The organism is Mesorhizobium terrae, assembly GCF_008727715.1.
Taxonomy (GTDB): Bacteria; Pseudomonadota; Alphaproteobacteria; order Rhizobiales; family Rhizobiaceae; genus Mesorhizobium; species Mesorhizobium terrae.
In genome coordinates this window covers 40,539-56,560 of the sequence record NZ_CP044218.1, presented here as the reverse complement: position 1 = coordinate 56,560, position 16,022 = coordinate 40,539, and the positions used below count along the sequence as shown (strand labels likewise).

Genomic DNA, 16,022 nt, shown 5'->3' with positions numbered 1-16,022 from the left:
TGATCCGCTTGCGTTCATCGCCGCTCTCCCGTCTCGGACCGGTCCTGGCCGGTCACATCGGGGGTTTCGCCGGGGCGCGGCACTTCGTTACGCCGATCACCGCTTCGTGATCGAGCACCCTGTCGCGCGGCAAAAAAAGAACCCGCCGAGGACAGGGTCCGGGCGGGTTGAGCAGACGAGAGGGAACTGGAGGTTCCGGTGGAACTATTGTGTCAGCGTCGTTCCGGACGGGCGCTGCGAGAAGGCGCATTTGCCAGTGACGGAGTAGAAGAAGTCGGCGTTGACGATCGGCGCCGGTACCGGGCTGCCGCCGTCCTCCCAGGCCTGCTGGCTGGTCTGGCCGCACGGCACGGCGTTGAAGATGTTGACTTTCGTGCCGGTGGCCACTTCGACACCGTCGATATAGAGCCGGTTCGACGTCGTCGGGTCATCGCTTCTGACCTTCGTCGGATTGCCCTGGGGGACGTCCATCTGAAGGAACAATGTATCCATCTTGGTGACGTCGATGGCCGCGCCCTTGCCGCCGGTTGTGTCCAGCGTGATCGAGCAGGTCGTCATCTTGTTGCCGTTGATGATGGCGCCGGCGGGAGGGTTGTTCGTCGTACTGGTGGTCGTGCAGGTCTGCGTCTGCACCGCCTGGAAGACGCCGTTGAGGTTCGGCACCGAGATGGTGGTTGTGCCGTAACCCTTCGGGTCGCCGCCCTTGTTGTAGGTATAGGTGATCTTCATCAGCATCAGGGGAGGGTTGGTGCTGCCATAGGGCGTGCCGAACAGCGACACGGTTTTGTCCCACCAGCCCGACACCTTGGTGACGTTGAAGGTTGCCTGCACCAGCGCCGGCGGCTTGGTTGCCGACGAATTGACGTTGATGGTGACGTTGTTGATCGCGGCGACGCGCATGAAGTTGGTCGGCATGCTGTAGCTGGCCGAGGTATCGACCTTGGCGGTGCCGATATTGTCGACCGTGAAGCTGTTGAGCGTCGCGGTGCCGTCGGCGCCGTTGGCCGCGTAGAAGGCCTGCAGCTTGTCCTGCCTTTGCGCCAGCGTTGAGTCGATGGGCAGCGTGGTTATGGCCAGCGTTGCCGCGTCCAGCGCGTTCTGCATGTTGGAGCGCGTCTGCACGCCCGACGTGTAGTCGGCCGACACGCCCAGCACCGCAAACAGCGGCACCATGGAGATGGCGAACAGCGGCGTATAGGAGCCATTCTCGGATTTCAGGAAGTGCTTGAAGGACTTCAGCATGGACATATCCCAGCGACGATCTGGGCGGCAGATAGCACGCAGTCTTCAAACTCCCCGCTAACGGAACCCGTAAAGATTTAACGGTCGTGCGGATTCCCTTGGAACGCCGCCGCTTGCCCGCGCATCCGGCCCCTGATAAAGGCCGCGCCATGAGCACGCCCATTTCCAACATCCGCAATTTTTCCATCGTCGCCCATATCGACCACGGCAAGTCGACGCTGGCCGACCGCCTGATCCAGACGACTGGCGCGCTGGAGGCGCGCGAGATGACGGAGCAGGTGCTCGACAACATGGACATCGAGCGCGAGCGCGGCATCACCATCAAGGCGCAGACCGTCCGTCTCAACTACAAGGCCAATGACGGCCAGGACTATGTGCTGAACCTCATCGACACGCCCGGCCATGTCGACTTCGCCTACGAGGTGTCGCGGTCGCTGGCCGCCTGCGAGGGTTCGCTCTTGGTCGTCGACGCCTCGCAGGGCGTCGAGGCGCAGACGCTGGCCAATGTCTACCAGGCCATCGACAACAACCACGAGATCGTCGTGGTGCTGAACAAGATCGACCTGCCGGCCGCCGAGCCCGAGCGTATCCGCGAGCAGGTCGAGGAGGTCATCGGCATCGACGCCAGCCAGGCCGTGCTGATCTCGGCCAAGTCGGGCATCGGCATTCCCGACGTGCTGGAGGCGATCGTCAAGCAATTGCCGCCGCCGCGCGAGGGCGATGCTTCGAAGCCGCTCAAGGCCATGCTGGTCGATAGCTGGTACGACGCCTATCTCGGCGTCATCGTTCTGGTACGCGTCATCGACGGCGTACTCAAGAAGGGCCAGACCATCCGTATGATGGGAACCGGCGCGAAGTATCCGGTCGAGCGCACCGGCTTCTTCACGCCGAAGATGGTGCAGGCCGAGGAGATCGGCCCTGGCGAATTCGGCTTCATCACCGCCTCGATCAAGGAAGTGGCCGACACCCGCGTCGGCGACACCATCACCGAGGACAAGCGCCCGACCACGACCGCGCTGCCGGGCTTCAAGCCGGCGCAGCCGGTGGTGTTCTGCGGCCTGTTCCCGGTCGACGCCGCCGATTTCGAGGACCTGCGCGCCGCCGTCGGCAAGCTGCGTTTGAACGACGCCTCGTTCTCTTATGAAATGGAAACCTCAGCCGCGCTCGGCTTCGGCTTCCGCTGCGGCTTCCTCGGCCTGCTGCATCTCGAAATCATCCAGGAGCGGCTGGAGCGCGAGTTCGACCTCGACCTCATCGCCACCGCGCCGAGCGTCGTCTACCGGCTCAATCTGCGCGACGGCACGACCAAGGAACTGCACAACCCGGCCGACATGCCGGACGTCATGCAGATCCTGGCCATCGAGGAGCCGTGGATCCGCGCCACCATCCTCACCCCCGACGACTATCTCGGCGGCATTCTGAAACTCTGCCAGGACCGGCGCGGCGTCCAGGCCGACCTGTCTTATGTCGGCAAGCGCGCCATGCTGGTCTACGACCTGCCGCTGAACGAAGTGGTGTTCGATTTCTACGACCGGCTGAAGTCGATCTCCAAGGGCTACGCCTCCTTCGACTACCACCTGACCGACTATCGTGAGGGCGACCTCGTCAAGATGTCGATCCTGGTCAATGAGGAGCCGGTCGACGCGCTCTCCATGCTGGTGCACCGTACGGCGGCCGAAAAGCGCGGCCGCGCCATGTGCGAGAAGCTGAAGGACCTGATCCCGCAGCACATGTTCAAGATCCCGATCCAGGCGGCCATCGGCGGCAAGGTGATCGCGCGCGAGACCATCTCGGCCCTGCGCAAGGACGTGACCGCCAAGTGCTACGGCGGCGACGTCACCCGCAAGCGCAAGCTGCTCGACAAGCAGAAAGAGGGCAAGAAGCGCATGCGCCAGTTCGGCAAGGTCGACATCCCCCAGGCGGCGTTCATCGAAGCCTTGAAGATGGGCGATAACTGACGACGGCGGTCTGACCGCAGGTCAGTCGCAGGGAAATCGATCCGGTGGATCGATGCGAGTGCAAGTCCGGGTGGGAACTGCCGGAGGCAGCGGGTCCCACCCTGGGGCACCGGTCGATGACGGACCGCGACGCCTTACTTTCCATTCTTGGAACAAGGCGCGCCTACCGCCCGCCCCACTATTTCTTCACGGAAAAATCCACGGTCTGCTTCAGCGTGCCGTCGACGGAGATCTGCACCTGATAGGTGCCGACCGGCCAGCCGGCGTTCGGCTTGGTCATGGCGGAATCGACGTGGTTTTCCAGCGCGCCGATCTCGAAGCTGACTTCGTCGATCTTGTAGTTCGCCGGCGCCGCGCCGCCGGAATCGACCGCGATCCAGCTCACGGTGAGTTTTGACCCCGAAGCCACGTCGTCGGTCATGTCGGCGGAGAGGAAAATCTTCGCCGTGTCGGGCGTAAATGTCGTCTGGGTCTCCTCGGCGCCCTCGCTGGCCGACAGGACGATGTTTTCAAACCCTTCGGCCTGCGCGCGCGCAGAAAATGCCCCGACCGCCACCAGTGCCGCCGCCCCCATGATCATCGACCGAATGCGCATGCTCTTCCCCAAGATTGAACCCGCCGCCCGCGCCCGACTCACGCGATGCGCGCCAGCGGCTGCATGGTAGAACGCAGGGGCTGGGGTTTGTCTATGAGGGGGTGAGACGCGGTCCGCGTCAGCGGATGAAAAGCCAATTGCTTGGCTTTTCAAGCGACGAACGCCCCGAGTTTACGAGAGGCCGGGTGCGGTTGGGTTGTTCGGTCCAGCACATCCCCCAGTGGGGAAGACGGTGCTATCATCGCGCCCAAATAATACGGCGCCGCCGCATTAGCTTGTGGCTGTGCTTTCGAAATGGAATTGGGGATACCTTTCAAGCAATAGCCCGTCAGGGTGGAGTAAGCGGTTCATTTAGTTTACAGGTCGTCTCTACTGCTTCAGGGGTTGGACGATCGTGGAGAATGGCATAAAGCCCGAGCCCTTTTTGAAGTGGGCTGGGTCGAAACGGAAACTCCTTCCCGCCCTAGAGGGGCTTATTCCGAAATCATTTGGAACGTATATAGAACCTTTTTTAGGGTCGGCTTCCCTTTTTTTTCATCTGGCGCCGACTGACGCATACTTGGCCGATGCGAACAAAGACTTAATTAATACTTACTTGGCTGTTCGCGATAATCCAGAATTGGTTTCGCGACATTTGAGCCGCATGCGCGTTGATCGAGAGGTTTATTATTCGATTCGATCTAAACGTTCTAACGGCCTATATAAGAGAGCGGCTGAGTTTATTTATCTGAATAAAACTTGTTGGAACGGCTTGTACAGGGTGAACCTAAAGGGGGAGTTCAATGTTCCATATGGTGCACCAAAAAATTCCAAGGTCTTCGAAAAGGAGAATTTATTCGGCTGCTCATGCGCTCTGTCTAGCTCGTCGATCAAATTAGCTTGTGCGGATTACAGTGCCGTTGAGAAGATAGCAAAAAAAAATGATTTTGTATTTTTGGATCCGCCCTATGTTACAACGCATAGCAACAATGGTTTTATTGAATACAATGAAAAGATATTTAGCTGGGATGACCAGGTTCGGTTGGCTTCAATGTGTGAGAGGCTTGCAAACCGAGGTGTTCGTGTTCTCATAACAAATGCAAGTCACGACGCGTTGCGGAACCTATATGCCGGATTTGAATCAAAGGAGATTGTTCGGAAGTCCACCTTGGCTTCGAGTTCAAAATTCCGGAGAGAGGTTAAAGAAATTGCGTTTTTTGCATAGGCAAATCAATGGCTGAAAATATTGCGCTAATTGAGCCGCATAAGATTCATCCTAATGAAGAGAATCCGAGAATAATATTCCGTGAGGATGAGCTTCTGGCTCTGGAAGACAGTATTAAAAGGCAGGGCATACTTGTTCCTCTGACTGTCTTTGCGGATGGAAAAAACTATACCATCCTTGACGGTGAGAGGCGGTGGCGTTGCGCATCGAAGCTTGGGTTGTCTCAAGTCCCGGCGATTGTTCAACCCAAGCCAGACAAGCTCCAGAACATCATGATGATGTTCGCGATACATAAAACTAGACGAGACTGGGATCCTCTTCCCACAGCACAAAAACTACAGCAGCTAGAGAATGAGCTGGAGCGACGGTATAGTAGTAAGCCGACAGAAGACGCTTTGGCATCTGCAGCCTCCATTACGAGGGGGGAGGTGCGGAGATATCGCCGTATCCTTGGCTTGCCGGAAGACCTGCAATCCGAACTCATGGAGGAATTGAACAAACCCCGATCCGAACAAATTCTAACGGTGGATCATGTGCTTGAATCAACTCGAGCTGTGGAAGCTATTGTTAAACGAGACATAGTCACAGTTGAGGAGGGGGAGAGGCTTTCTAGTGCGTTGATCGACAAGTTTAGGTCGCAAGTGGAACGAAGCACTGTGGGTCCACGTCAGCTGCCAAAAATTGCAAGGGCAGTGGAAAGAGGTGACGTATCTGTTTCGTCTGCGCAGAATGTGTTGCGTAAACTGATCGTCGATCGTTTTTATACAACGGATGATGCTTTCCGTGAAGTGGGGGCTGAATCAGAGGCGTCCAGAGATCTTCAGTTGGCTGCGGATCGTTTAGCGGAAAAAATCGGGGAACATCTTTTAAAGAGATACCCGGTGTCTAGGCCTCTGAAAGAATCTTTGGTTATTCTTGGTAAGAAAATAGAAATTTTAATTAGCTGATATTCTCCTAATGGCGGCGGGTTCATATAGGACATTGTCTGAATCGTCTTTGGCGGCGGCTGCTGACGCTGAACAACATTTTGCCGATCTGGGGTATGTAATTAGACGTGAACCAAATGAACTTGGGTTTCCGTTCACACCAGCTTTTGTTGCGGTACGCAAGCCAACAAGAGTGGTTGTGGAGGTCGTTTCCGAAATTGATGCTGACCGTGTTGATGAATGGAAATGTTATTGCAATGCTTGTGAGACGGACACTCAGCTTATGTTCGTAACAACAAAAGCCGTCTCTGAAAATACGATGGCGCTGTTGGCAAAGAGGAAAATAGGCTTAATTTCATTCGCAAATAATACCAGAATCCACCTTCTTGATGCGAGCGACATCGCATTTCAGATAACTTTGCCTGTTCTTGCCGGGCTTTCTAAGCCGCTTAGAGTGGAATTGGGTCCGGCTTATGAGAATTTTGATAAAGGCAACTGGCGCGAGGGGTTCGAGGATGCATGTATTGCCTTGGAAAATCGCGTTCGCCCCTATCTCTGGGCAGCAATTCAGTCGACACGACTGACTATCTACTCAAAAAAAGGGAAGCCTGCGAATCCAACCAGAGCTTCCGTATTCAAGATGACGTTGGGGCAATTGGCACATACACTTCGCAATGCAGCTCCTGTAAATCACTTAGACTCATTTATTGCGGATCTTATAACGAAGATTAACTCGGAGCGAATTAAGGTAGCTCATAAGAAATATAAAGCAGAGAAGACTTTACGACAGAAAGTTCCTCTTCATACGGTGTCGATTATAAGCTGTATGAAGAAATTCAGCTAGTGTATTCTGTGAAATTGGTGGGCATAGTGCCGCGGCGCCTCCGCCGCCATCGCCTTCCCTTCGCACGCGCACATCAATTGTTGCGATGCGAAAGGCCGTCCGTTAGGCTCGGTCACCTTCCGGTGGCTGAATGGGCTTGGGTCGCCCGCCGGGTTCTGTCTGGTCAGGGAGTTGATCTTGACGACGGCGACCATCGCGCGGCTTGAAGCCGCGCCAGCCCAGGCCGTGCGCGCCCGGCTTCTTTATCTCGACGGCTGGCGCGGCCTTTCCATCGCGCTGGTGCTCATCGGCCATTTCCTGCCGGTGCCGGGCATCAATCTGGCTCTGCTCGGCGTCGAGTTCTTCTTCGTTTTGTCCGGCCGGCTGATGGCCGAGATCCTGTTCATCGAGAATTATCCGCTAAAAGCTTTCTTCAAGCGGCGTTTCTCGCGCATCTACCCGGCGTTGCTGGTGTTCGTGCTGGCCGGCATGGTGCTCTTCGCCGGCACCTTCGTCGCCTATAAATGGAAGGCGGCGCTCACCGCGCTCACCTTCACCTATAATTATGTCGGCATCCTCATCAACCGCGCCGGTGCGCTCGACCACATCTGGTCGCTCTGCGTGGAAGAGCACGCCTATGTGGCGCTGGCGCTGATCAGCGTGCTGGTCGCCCGGCGCCGGCTGGCCGTCGTGCTGGCCGCGCTTGCGGTGCTTTCGATGGTCAGCGGGGCGGTGTCCTACTGGGTGTTCCAGCTCGGTTTCGATGCCAGCTACTGGCGCACCGACACCCACATCGCCTCGATCCTGGTCTCGGCGCTTCTGTGCTGGCTGAAGACGTTTCCGCGCTGGCGCGCCGCCATGCAGCACCCGGCGATCGCGCCGGTGGCGGTTTTGTTAGGCACGCTGTTCTTCCTCGACGCGGTGCCGATGCCGCTGCACTACATGGCCGGAACCCTGTTCCTGGCGATCGCGGTCAACACGCTGGATTTCGCGCCCGTGCGGCTGACCGGCCTGTTGTCGTGGCGCCCGGCGGCGCAGCTCGGCCTGTGGTCCTATTCGCTCTATCTGTGGCAGCAGCCCTATTACAAGTTCGTCTATTTCAAGGGCAGTCCGGCGCTGCCGATGCTCGGCCTCACCTTCGCCTGCGCGCTTGGCAGCTATTATCTCGTCGAAAACCCGGCGCGGCGCTGGCTGAACCGCAATTGGTGAGACGGCGCTGGGTCGGTGAAAGGGCGGGGCTGGCGGTTTCCCTTCGCCGGCGGCTTGCGTTAAGGGCTTGGGCAAAGTTGCTTCCCATGCCGGACCACGCAGACCATGAACGCCAGATCCCGACCCCAATCCAACAACCCGCTGTTCCCGGGCCCGCTGTTCCTGGGCATCGACACCGGCGGCACCTATACGGACGCGGTTCTGTGGTCGGAGGGCTCGACGGGGTCCAAGGGCACCGTGGTCGCCAAGGCGAAGTCGCTGACCACCCGGCACGATCTCGCCGTCGGCATTTCGGGCGCGGTCGGCCAGGTGCTCGAAAAGACCGGCGCCGATCCGGCCTCCATCAAGCTGGTCTCGATGTCGACGACGCTCGCCACCAACGCCCTGGTGGAAGGGCAGGGTGGGCGCGTGGCGCTGATCATGATCGGCTTCGGCGAGGCCGATCTGGAGCGCGACGGCCTCAAAAGCGCGCTCGGCACCGACCCGGTGTTCTTCTGCCCCGGCGGTCATGACGTGCACGGCAATGCCGCCGCCCTCGACCTTTCCGAGCTGGAAGCGGCGCTGCCGGAGCTTGGCCGCTCCGTCTCGGGTTTTGCGGTCTGCGCCTATTTCGCCACGCGCAACCCCGCCCACGAGCTCGCCGCGCGCGAACTGATCCGCGAAAAGACCGGCCTGCCGGTCACCTCCAGCCACGAATTGTCGTCCAAGCTTGGCGGGCCGCGCCGGGCGCTGACGACACTGCTCAATGCGCGGCTGATCGCCATGATCGACCGGCTGGTGGCGGCGACGGAAGGGTTTCTGGCCGAGCGCGGCATCGCAGCACCGCTGATGGTGGTGCGTGGCGACGGCGCGCTGGTCTCGGCCGATTTCGCCCGCCAGCGGCCGATCGAGACCATTCTTTCGGGCCCCGCCGCCTCGCTGGTCGGCGCCCGCCACATGACCGGGCTGGACGATGCGGTCGTCTCCGACATCGGCGGCACCACTACAGACGTTGCCGTGCTCGACAAGGGCCGGCCGCGGCTCGATCCGGAAGGCGCCACCGTCGGCGGCTTCCGCACCATGGTGGAGGCGGTGGCCATGCGCACCTTCGGTCTCGGCGGCGATTCCGAAGTGGCATTGGAAGAGGGCGGGCTGTCGCCGAAGATCCTGCTTGGGCCGCGCCGTGTCGTGCCGCTGGCGCTGGCCGGCCTTGCCCATGGCGAGGCGGTGATCGCCGAGCTGGAACGGCAGCTGCGCGCGCCGAACCCCGGCCGCATGGACGGACGCTTCGCCGTGCGCACTGGTGTGCCGGAGCGGCTGGCGGCGGGGCTGACCACGCCGGAGGCCAAGCTCTACGAGGCAATCGGCGCCGTGCCGCTGCCGATCGACCGGCTGCTGACCTCCAACGCGCAGAACGCGACGCTGAACCGGCTGGTGGCGCGCGGCCTGGTGCATGTCTGCGGTTTCACCCCGTCGGATGCCGCGCACACTCTGGGCAAGCAGGCGAACTGGGATGCCAAGGCCGCCCGGCTCGGCGCCGAACTCTTCGCCCGCCGCAAGGACGGGCGCGGCCAGCCCATAGCGGCCTCGCCGGAAGAGATTTCGGAACGCGTGCTGGTGGCGCTCACCCGATTTTCGGCTGAAGTCATCCTGGAAACCGCCTTCGCCGAGGACGGGCTGGATGGCGCCGCCACAGTGGCACACGCGCTGGTGCAGCGCGCGGTCGACGCCCATCCCGGCATCGCGCGGCTGACCGTGGCGCTCGACCGGCCGGTGATCGGCCTCGGCGCCTCGGCGCCGTTGCACTACGCGGCGCTGGCTCCGCTGGTCGGCAATGAATGCGTGGTGCCGGTCGACACCGATGTCGCCAACGCGTTGGGCGCGGTAGTCGGCCAGGTGCGGGTGACGGCGGAAGCCCGCGTCAGCCAGCCGAAGGAAGGTCTGTTCCGGGTTTCCTCGGGCGAGGGCGTGCGCGACTTCCTCAATGAGGCGGATGCGCTCGCCAAGGCCGAGGCCGATGTCAGGAAGCTGGTCGCCAGCCGCGCCAACGAGGCCGGCACCGACACCGCCGAGATCGATGTGGCGCACGATATCCGCGCTTCCGTCGTCGAGGGCCAGCGCATGTTCATCGAGGCGCATATCGTGGCAACGGCCGCCGGCCGGCCGCGTATCGCTGCGTAACCGGGTTTGCTCCCCCGCGACACCGGCTTTGCGACTGACGACGAATTGACCGGGCAGCGCTGGCGTGCCAAAGGCCGCGCATCCTACCCGCCCTTCTCCCGGGGCGGCATTTCTGGAGACTGTAGATGACCGATCGGATCGAGATCGCCGGATTGCAGATCGCCCGCGAACTCCATGACTTCGTCGCCAACGAGGCTGTTGCCGGCACCGGCGTGAACGCCGCCGACTTCTGGGCCGGCTTTTCCAAACTGGTGCACGATCTCGCGCCGACGAACCGCGCGCTCCTGAAGAAACGCGACGATTTCCAGGACAAGATCGACCGTTGGTATCGCGACAATGGCGCGCCGGTCGATGTCGCCGTCTACAAGGATTTTCTCAAAGAGATCGGCTACCTATTGCCTGAAGGCCCTGCCTTCAGCGTCTCCACCGACAATGTCGATGCCGAGATCGCGGTGGTGGCCGGCCCGCAGCTGGTGGTGCCGGTGATGAATGCGCGCTACGCGCTGAACGCCGCCAATGCCCGCTGGGGTTCACTCTATGACGCGCTCTATGGCACCGACGCCATTCCCGAGACCGACGGCGCCGAAAAGAGCAAGCACTACAACCCCAAGCGCGGCGAGAAGGTGATCGCCTGGGCGCGCAATTTCCTGAACGAGGTTGCACCGCTGGATGGTGCACTGTGGCAGGATGCGCGCTCCTTTTCGGTCAATGCAGGCGCGCTGCGCGTGTCGCTCGCCGGTGGCCGCACCACCGGCCTCAAGCGGCCGGACCAGTTCGCCGGCTATCTCGGCGAGGCGGCCGCGCCCGGCCAGTTCCTGCTCGCCAACAACGGCCTGCATATCGAGATCCTGATCGATCCCAGTTCGACCATCGGCAAGACCGACGCCGCCCACATTTCCGACGTCTGGCTGGAATCGGCACTCACCACCATCATGGACTGCGAGGATTCGGTCGCGGCCGTCGATGCCGAGGACAAGGTCGTCGTCTACCGCAATTGGCTCGGCCTGATGAGGGGCGACCTCCAGGAGGAGGTGGTGAAGGGCGGCAAAAGCTTCACCCGCAAGCTCAATCCCGACCTCGATTACACCGCGCCCGACGGCTCGACCTTCCCGCTCAAGTGCCGCTCGCTGATGCTGGTGCGCAATGTCGGCCACCTGATGACCAATCCGGCCATCCTGTTGTCCGACGGTTCGGAAGTGCCCGAAGGCATCATGGACGCGGCCATCACCGGCCTGATCGCGCTGCACGATGTCGGCGAAAACGGCCGCCGCGCCAACTCGCGCGAGGGTTCGGTCTATGTCGTCAAGCCGAAGATGCACGGACCGGAGGAGGTCGCCTTCGCCGTCGAGATCTTCGGCCGCGTCGAGAAGCTGATCGGCATGAAGCCCAACACGATCAAGATGGGCATCATGGACGAGGAGCGGCGCACCACCGTCAACCTCAAGGAATGCATTCGTGCTGCCAGAGAACGGGTTGTGTTCATCAACACCGGCTTCCTCGACCGCACCGGCGACGAGATTCACACCTCGATGGAAGCCGGCGCCATGCTGCGCAAGGGCGACATGAAGCAGGCGGCCTGGATCTCGGCCTATGAGAACTGGAACGTCGACACCGGGCTGGAATGCGGCCTCGCCGGCCATGCCCAGATCGGCAAGGGCATGTGGGCGATGCCCGACCTGATGGCGGCGATGCTGGAACAGAAGATCGCCCATCCCAGGGCCGGTGCCAACACCGCCTGGGTGCCGTCGCCGACGGCCGCCACGCTGCATGCCACGCACTATCACAAGGTGGACGTGCACGCCGTGCAGGAAAGCCTGAAGAGCCGGCCGAAGGCCAAGCTCGACGACATCCTGACCGTGCCTGTGATCAAGCGCCCGAACTGGACGCCGGACGAAATCCAGCGCGAGATCGACAACAACGCGCAAGGCATACTGGGTTATGTCGTGCGCTGGATCGACCAGGGCGTCGGCTGCTCCAAGGTGCCCGACATCAACGATATCGGCCTGATGGAAGACCGCGCCACGCTGCGCATCTCCTCGCAGCACATCGCCAACTGGCTGCATCACGACATCTGCTCGCACATCCAGGTGCTGGATTCGCTGCAGCGCATGGCCGTCATCGTCGACACCCAGAATGTCGGCGACCCGAACTACCGCCCGATGGCGCCGGACTTCGACCAGTCCATCGCCTTCCGCGCCGCCTGCGACCTGGTGTTCAAGGGCCGCGACCAACCGAACGGCTATACCGAGCCGGTCCTCCACAAGCGCAGGCTCGAGCTCAAGGCGAAACTGAACGGCGGCGCTGGCGCTTAGTCCAGATGGCGCCATCGCGCTGCCCGTGCCCGGCTAAGCATCGAGTCCGCTTGTAGGCAGCGCGGCGATCGGTTAGGCGAAGCTGGGATGAAACTGCTCGCCATCGATTGTTCCGCCAGCCTGTGCGCCGCCTGTGTCTACGACGCGGCGACCGACACGATGCTGGGTCGGCATGTTCTCGATCTCGGCAAGGGCCATGCCGAGCATTTGATGGCGGTCATCGACAAGGCACTTGGCGAGGCTGGCGTCACCTATGCCGATCTCGGTGCCATCGCCGTCTCCGTCGGGCCCGGGTCTTTCACCGGCATCCGCGTCGGCGTCTCGGCCGCGCGCGGGTTGGCGCTGGCGCTGAAAATCCCGGCGATCGGCGTCACCACGCTGGAGGCGCTCGCCGCGGAAGTGGCCACAGCCTTCCCGAACCGCACCGTCCTGGCCGTGCTCGATGGTGGGCGCGGCGAAATCCATGCCGCCCTGTTCGGCGCCGATGGGGCTGCCGTTCATGGTCCTGCCATCGCCACGCTGGCCGAAGCGGCGGCAATCGCCAACGAGAACAAGCCGGTGCTTGCCGGCAACGCGGCTCGGACGGTCGCCGAGGCGGCTGGCGGCGCCTTCGATTTCGGCCCGCTTGCCGCCACCGCCGACATCGCCACCTATGCGCGCCTGGCTGCCCGCAAGGGGCCGGGCGACAAGCCAAAACCCGTCTATCTGCGCGATGCCGATGCTAAGCCGCAGGCCGGCTTTGTGCTGCCGAGGGCGGGCTGATGCGTATTCCTTTTCTCACCTCGCGCCGCGACTATGCGCTGGAACCTTTGTCGGTCGCCGATGCCGCCGCCATCTCGGCCCTGCATCGCGAGGATTTCGTGCGGCCCTGGACCGACGGCGAATTCGCGACGTTGCTTTCGCAGGACACCGTCTTCGGCTTCACGGCGCGTGAAGTCGGCCAGGGCGCCAAGCCGCCGGTCGGCTTCGTGCTGGCGCGGCTCGCCGCCGGCGAGGCCGAAATCCTGACCGTGGCGGTTGCCCGAACGCATCGCAGGCAAGGGCTCGGCTGGCAATTGATGGATGCGGTGCTGCGCAACCTGCACGCCGAACGCGCCGAGGCGCTGTTCCTGGAAGTCGATGAGACCAATGTCGCGGCGCTGGCGCTCTACCGCCGGCTTGGTTTCCGCGAAGTCGGCAAGCGGCCGAATTATTATCGCTCGCCCGAGCATGGACCGACCGGCGCGCTTGTCATGCGCCGCGATCTCCGCTAGCGCCGTTACGCAGCGCCCGGGGGCAGGATGATCGGAAAAATCAGGACAGTTCTGGCTTTTGGATGTGTCGTTGCGGCGACCGTCGTGCTGGTGCCGCTGCAGCTCATTTCGATGAAGACGCGATTGTGGCCCGAAACCTTCATCCTGAAGATCTGGCACCGCGCCGTGACGCGCGCGCTCGGCATCAGGGTGCACACCCACGGCACGCTGTCCAATCAGCGTCCGCTGCTGGTCGCCTCCAACCACATCTCCTGGACCGACATCCTCGTGCTCGGCTCGCTGGTCGATGTGAAGTTCATCGCGCGCGCCGACATGGAAAACTGGCCGGCGATCGGCAAACTGTCGAAGCTGCAGCGCACCGTCTTCATCGAGCGCGAACGCAAGCGCAGCTCGGGGGATCAAGCCAACGAGATCGCTTCGCGGCTGGCCAAGGGCGATGCCATGGTGCTGTTCGCCGAAGGTACCACCGGCGACGGCAACATGGTGCTGCCGTTCAAGACCACGCTGTTCGGTGCCGCCTCGATGGCCATCGCGGAAGGCGCGGCGGAAGAAGTGTTCATCCAGCCGGTGGCGATCGCCTACACCCGTCTCCACGGCGTGCCGCTCGGTCGGCGCTGGCGCCCGGTGGCGTCGTGGATCGGCGACCAGGATCTCGGCCCGCACCTCAAGCAGCTGCTTGCCGAGGGTGGGTTGGACGTCGAGGTGCATTTCGGCGAACCGATCGCCTTTTCCAAACGCTCCAACCGCAAGGAGACGGCGCGGGTGGTGGAAGCCCGTGTGCGCGAGATGATGCAGGCAGCACTCGGCGAGCCGGTCAAATAGGGCATCTTCCCTTCTCCCCTTGTGGGAGAAGGGACGCGGGCGCAGGGTCGCGCCTCGAACCCCTGTCCTTCAATGCGGAAAAGCGTTAGAAGCCGCCGCATGGAACTGGAAACGCTTTCGCTGAACACCGAAAACGGCGCCGAAACGGCACCGGCGCCGAAGAAGGTCTTCGTCAAGACCTATGGCTGCCAGATGAACGTCTACGATTCACAGCGCATGACCGACGCGCTGGCCGCCGACGGCTATGCCGCGACCGAAATCATCGAAGACGCCGATCTTGTGCTGCTCAACACCTGCCACATCCGCGAGCGGGCGGCGGAGAAGGTCTATTCTGAGCTTGGCCGGATCCGCGAGCTGAAGCAGGAAAAGGCGGCGGCGGGTCGCGAAATGCTGATTGGCGTCGCCGGCTGCGTGGCGCAGGCGGAGGGTCGCGAGATCATCCGGCGGGCGCCGGCGGTCGATCTGGTCATCGGACCGCAGACCTATCACCGCCTGCCGGACGTGCTGCGCCGGGTGCGTGGCGGCGGCCGTGTCGTCGAGACCGAATACGCTGTCGAGGATAAGTTCGAGCATCTGCCGCAGCCGAAGCGCGCCGACGTGGCCAAGCGCGGCGTTGCCGCCTTCCTCACCGTGCAGGAAGGCTGCGACAAGTTCTGCACCTTCTGTGTGGTGCCCTATACACGCGGTTCGGAAGTCTCGCGCCCGGTTACGCAGATCGTTGCCGAGGCCGAGCGCCTGGCCGAGGCCGGCGTGCGCGAGGTGACGCTGCTCGGCCAGAACGTGAATGCCTGGCACGGCGAGGGGGCGGACGGCGCCGAATGGGGGCTTGGCCGGCTGCTCTATCGTTTGGCGGAAATCCCCGGCATTGCCCGCCTGCGCTATACCACCAGCCATCCGCGCGACATGGACGACGAACTGATCGCCGCCCATCGCGATCTGCCGACCTTGATGCCTTATCTGCACCTGCCGGTGCAGTCGGGCTCCGACCGCATCCTCAAGGCCATGAACCGCCGCCACAAGGCTGTGGATTATCTGCGCCTGCTCGATCGCGTTCGCGCCGCCCGTTCCGATATCGCCCTGTCGGGCGATTTCATCGTCGGGTTCCCCGGCGAGACCGATGCGGATTTCGAGGACACGATGCGACTGGTGCGCGAAGTGGGCTACGCGTCGGCCTTTTCGTTCAAATATTCGCCGCGCCCCGGCACGCCGGGCGCCGAAATGCCGGACCATGTGCCGGAAAAGGTGAAGGATGAGCGCCTGCATACGCTGCAGGCTCTGCTCGTCGAACAGCAGCAGGCCTTCACCCAATCCATGGTCGGTCGCACCATGACGACGCTCATCGAGAAGCCCGGCCGCCAGGCCGGCCAGAAGGTCGGCCGATCGCCATGGTTGCAGCCGGTGATTGTTGATGAAAAGGCCGGCGAAATCGGTGACATTATCGAGGTGCGAATCACGCATCCGGGCTTCAACAGCCTGTATGCCGAACCTATCTGAATGCCTGATCAGATGAGGAGAGAC

General features: G+C 62.0%; 13 protein-coding genes. 11 read left to right on the top strand and 2 right to left on the bottom strand.

The window, feature by feature from the left end:
• Nucleotides 1-204: 204 nt before the first annotated feature.
• The gene (locus FZF13_RS01710; RefSeq protein ID WP_024922273.1) at nucleotides 205-1,242 is read right to left on the bottom strand and encodes a TadE/TadG family type IV pilus assembly protein; all 1,038 of its coding nucleotides are present in this window, start codon (nucleotides 1,240-1,242) and stop codon (nucleotides 205-207) included.
• Between the two features lie 149 nt (nucleotides 1,243-1,391).
• Here FZF13_RS01710 and lepA point away from each other — a divergent pair, with 149 nt between their 5' ends.
• On the top strand, nucleotides 1,392-3,200 hold the full coding sequence (gene lepA / locus FZF13_RS01705; protein WP_024922274.1) for a translation elongation factor 4: 1,809 nt from the start codon (nucleotides 1,392-1,394) through the stop codon (nucleotides 3,198-3,200).
• Between the two features lie 178 nt (nucleotides 3,201-3,378).
• Here the strand turns inward: lepA and FZF13_RS01700 are convergent, their stop codons facing one another.
• On the bottom strand, nucleotides 3,379-3,795 hold the full coding sequence (locus tag FZF13_RS01700; protein WP_024922275.1) for a hypothetical protein: 417 nt from the start codon (nucleotides 3,793-3,795) through the stop codon (nucleotides 3,379-3,381).
• A 394-nt stretch (nucleotides 3,796-4,189) separates the two neighbouring features.
• On the opposite strand from FZF13_RS01700, the gene FZF13_RS01695 reads away from it, so the two are divergent.
• From FZF13_RS01695 to miaB, 10 genes are all read left to right on the top strand, one after another.
• Nucleotides 4,190-4,999, top strand: coding sequence for a DNA adenine methylase (locus FZF13_RS01695; protein ID WP_161777438.1), 810 nt, complete (start codon nucleotides 4,190-4,192; stop codon nucleotides 4,997-4,999).
• A gap of 8 nt (nucleotides 5,000-5,007) precedes the next feature.
• Nucleotides 5,008-5,946 carry a ParB/RepB/Spo0J family partition protein gene (locus FZF13_RS01690; RefSeq protein WP_024922276.1) on the top strand — a complete coding sequence of 313 codons (939 nt, stop codon included), beginning with the start codon at nucleotides 5,008-5,010 and terminating at the stop codon, nucleotides 5,944-5,946.
• A gap of 10 nt (nucleotides 5,947-5,956) precedes the next feature.
• Entirely contained in the window at nucleotides 5,957-6,769 is an 813-nt protein-coding gene (locus FZF13_RS01685; RefSeq protein ID WP_139116502.1) for a hypothetical protein, read from the top strand.
• 177 nt (nucleotides 6,770-6,946) lie between these two features.
• The gene (locus tag FZF13_RS01680; protein WP_024922277.1) at nucleotides 6,947-7,957 is read left to right on the top strand and encodes an acyltransferase family protein; all 1,011 of its coding nucleotides are present in this window, start codon (nucleotides 6,947-6,949) and stop codon (nucleotides 7,955-7,957) included.
• A 105-nt stretch (nucleotides 7,958-8,062) separates the two neighbouring features.
• Nucleotides 8,063-10,117, top strand: a complete 2,055-nt coding sequence (locus FZF13_RS01675; RefSeq protein ID WP_024922278.1) for a hydantoinase/oxoprolinase family protein — start codon at nucleotides 8,063-8,065, stop codon at nucleotides 10,115-10,117.
• A 125-nt stretch (nucleotides 10,118-10,242) separates the two neighbouring features.
• On the top strand, nucleotides 10,243-12,429 hold the full coding sequence (locus FZF13_RS01670; RefSeq protein ID WP_024922279.1) for a malate synthase G: 2,187 nt from the start codon (nucleotides 10,243-10,245) through the stop codon (nucleotides 12,427-12,429).
• An 87-nt stretch (nucleotides 12,430-12,516) separates the two neighbouring features.
• Nucleotides 12,517-13,191: a tRNA (adenosine(37)-N6)-threonylcarbamoyltransferase complex dimerization subunit type 1 TsaB gene (gene tsaB / locus FZF13_RS01665; RefSeq protein WP_024922280.1), complete on the top strand. Its 675-nt coding sequence runs from the start codon at nucleotides 12,517-12,519 to the stop codon at nucleotides 13,189-13,191.
• The gene (gene rimI / locus FZF13_RS01660; RefSeq protein ID WP_024922281.1) at nucleotides 13,191-13,682 is read left to right on the top strand and encodes a ribosomal protein S18-alanine N-acetyltransferase; all 492 of its coding nucleotides are present in this window, start codon (nucleotides 13,191-13,193) and stop codon (nucleotides 13,680-13,682) included. Before tsaB ends, rimI begins: the two co-directional genes overlap by 1 nt.
• A gap of 27 nt (nucleotides 13,683-13,709) precedes the next feature.
• The gene (gene olsA, locus FZF13_RS01655; RefSeq protein ID WP_024922282.1) at nucleotides 13,710-14,504 is read left to right on the top strand and encodes a lyso-ornithine lipid O-acyltransferase; all 795 of its coding nucleotides are present in this window, start codon (nucleotides 13,710-13,712) and stop codon (nucleotides 14,502-14,504) included.
• 99 nt (nucleotides 14,505-14,603) lie between these two features.
• Nucleotides 14,604-15,998, top strand: a complete 1,395-nt coding sequence (gene miaB / locus FZF13_RS01650; protein WP_024922283.1) for a tRNA (N6-isopentenyl adenosine(37)-C2)-methylthiotransferase MiaB — start codon at nucleotides 14,604-14,606, stop codon at nucleotides 15,996-15,998.
• Nucleotides 15,999-16,022: the final 24 nt, after the last annotated feature.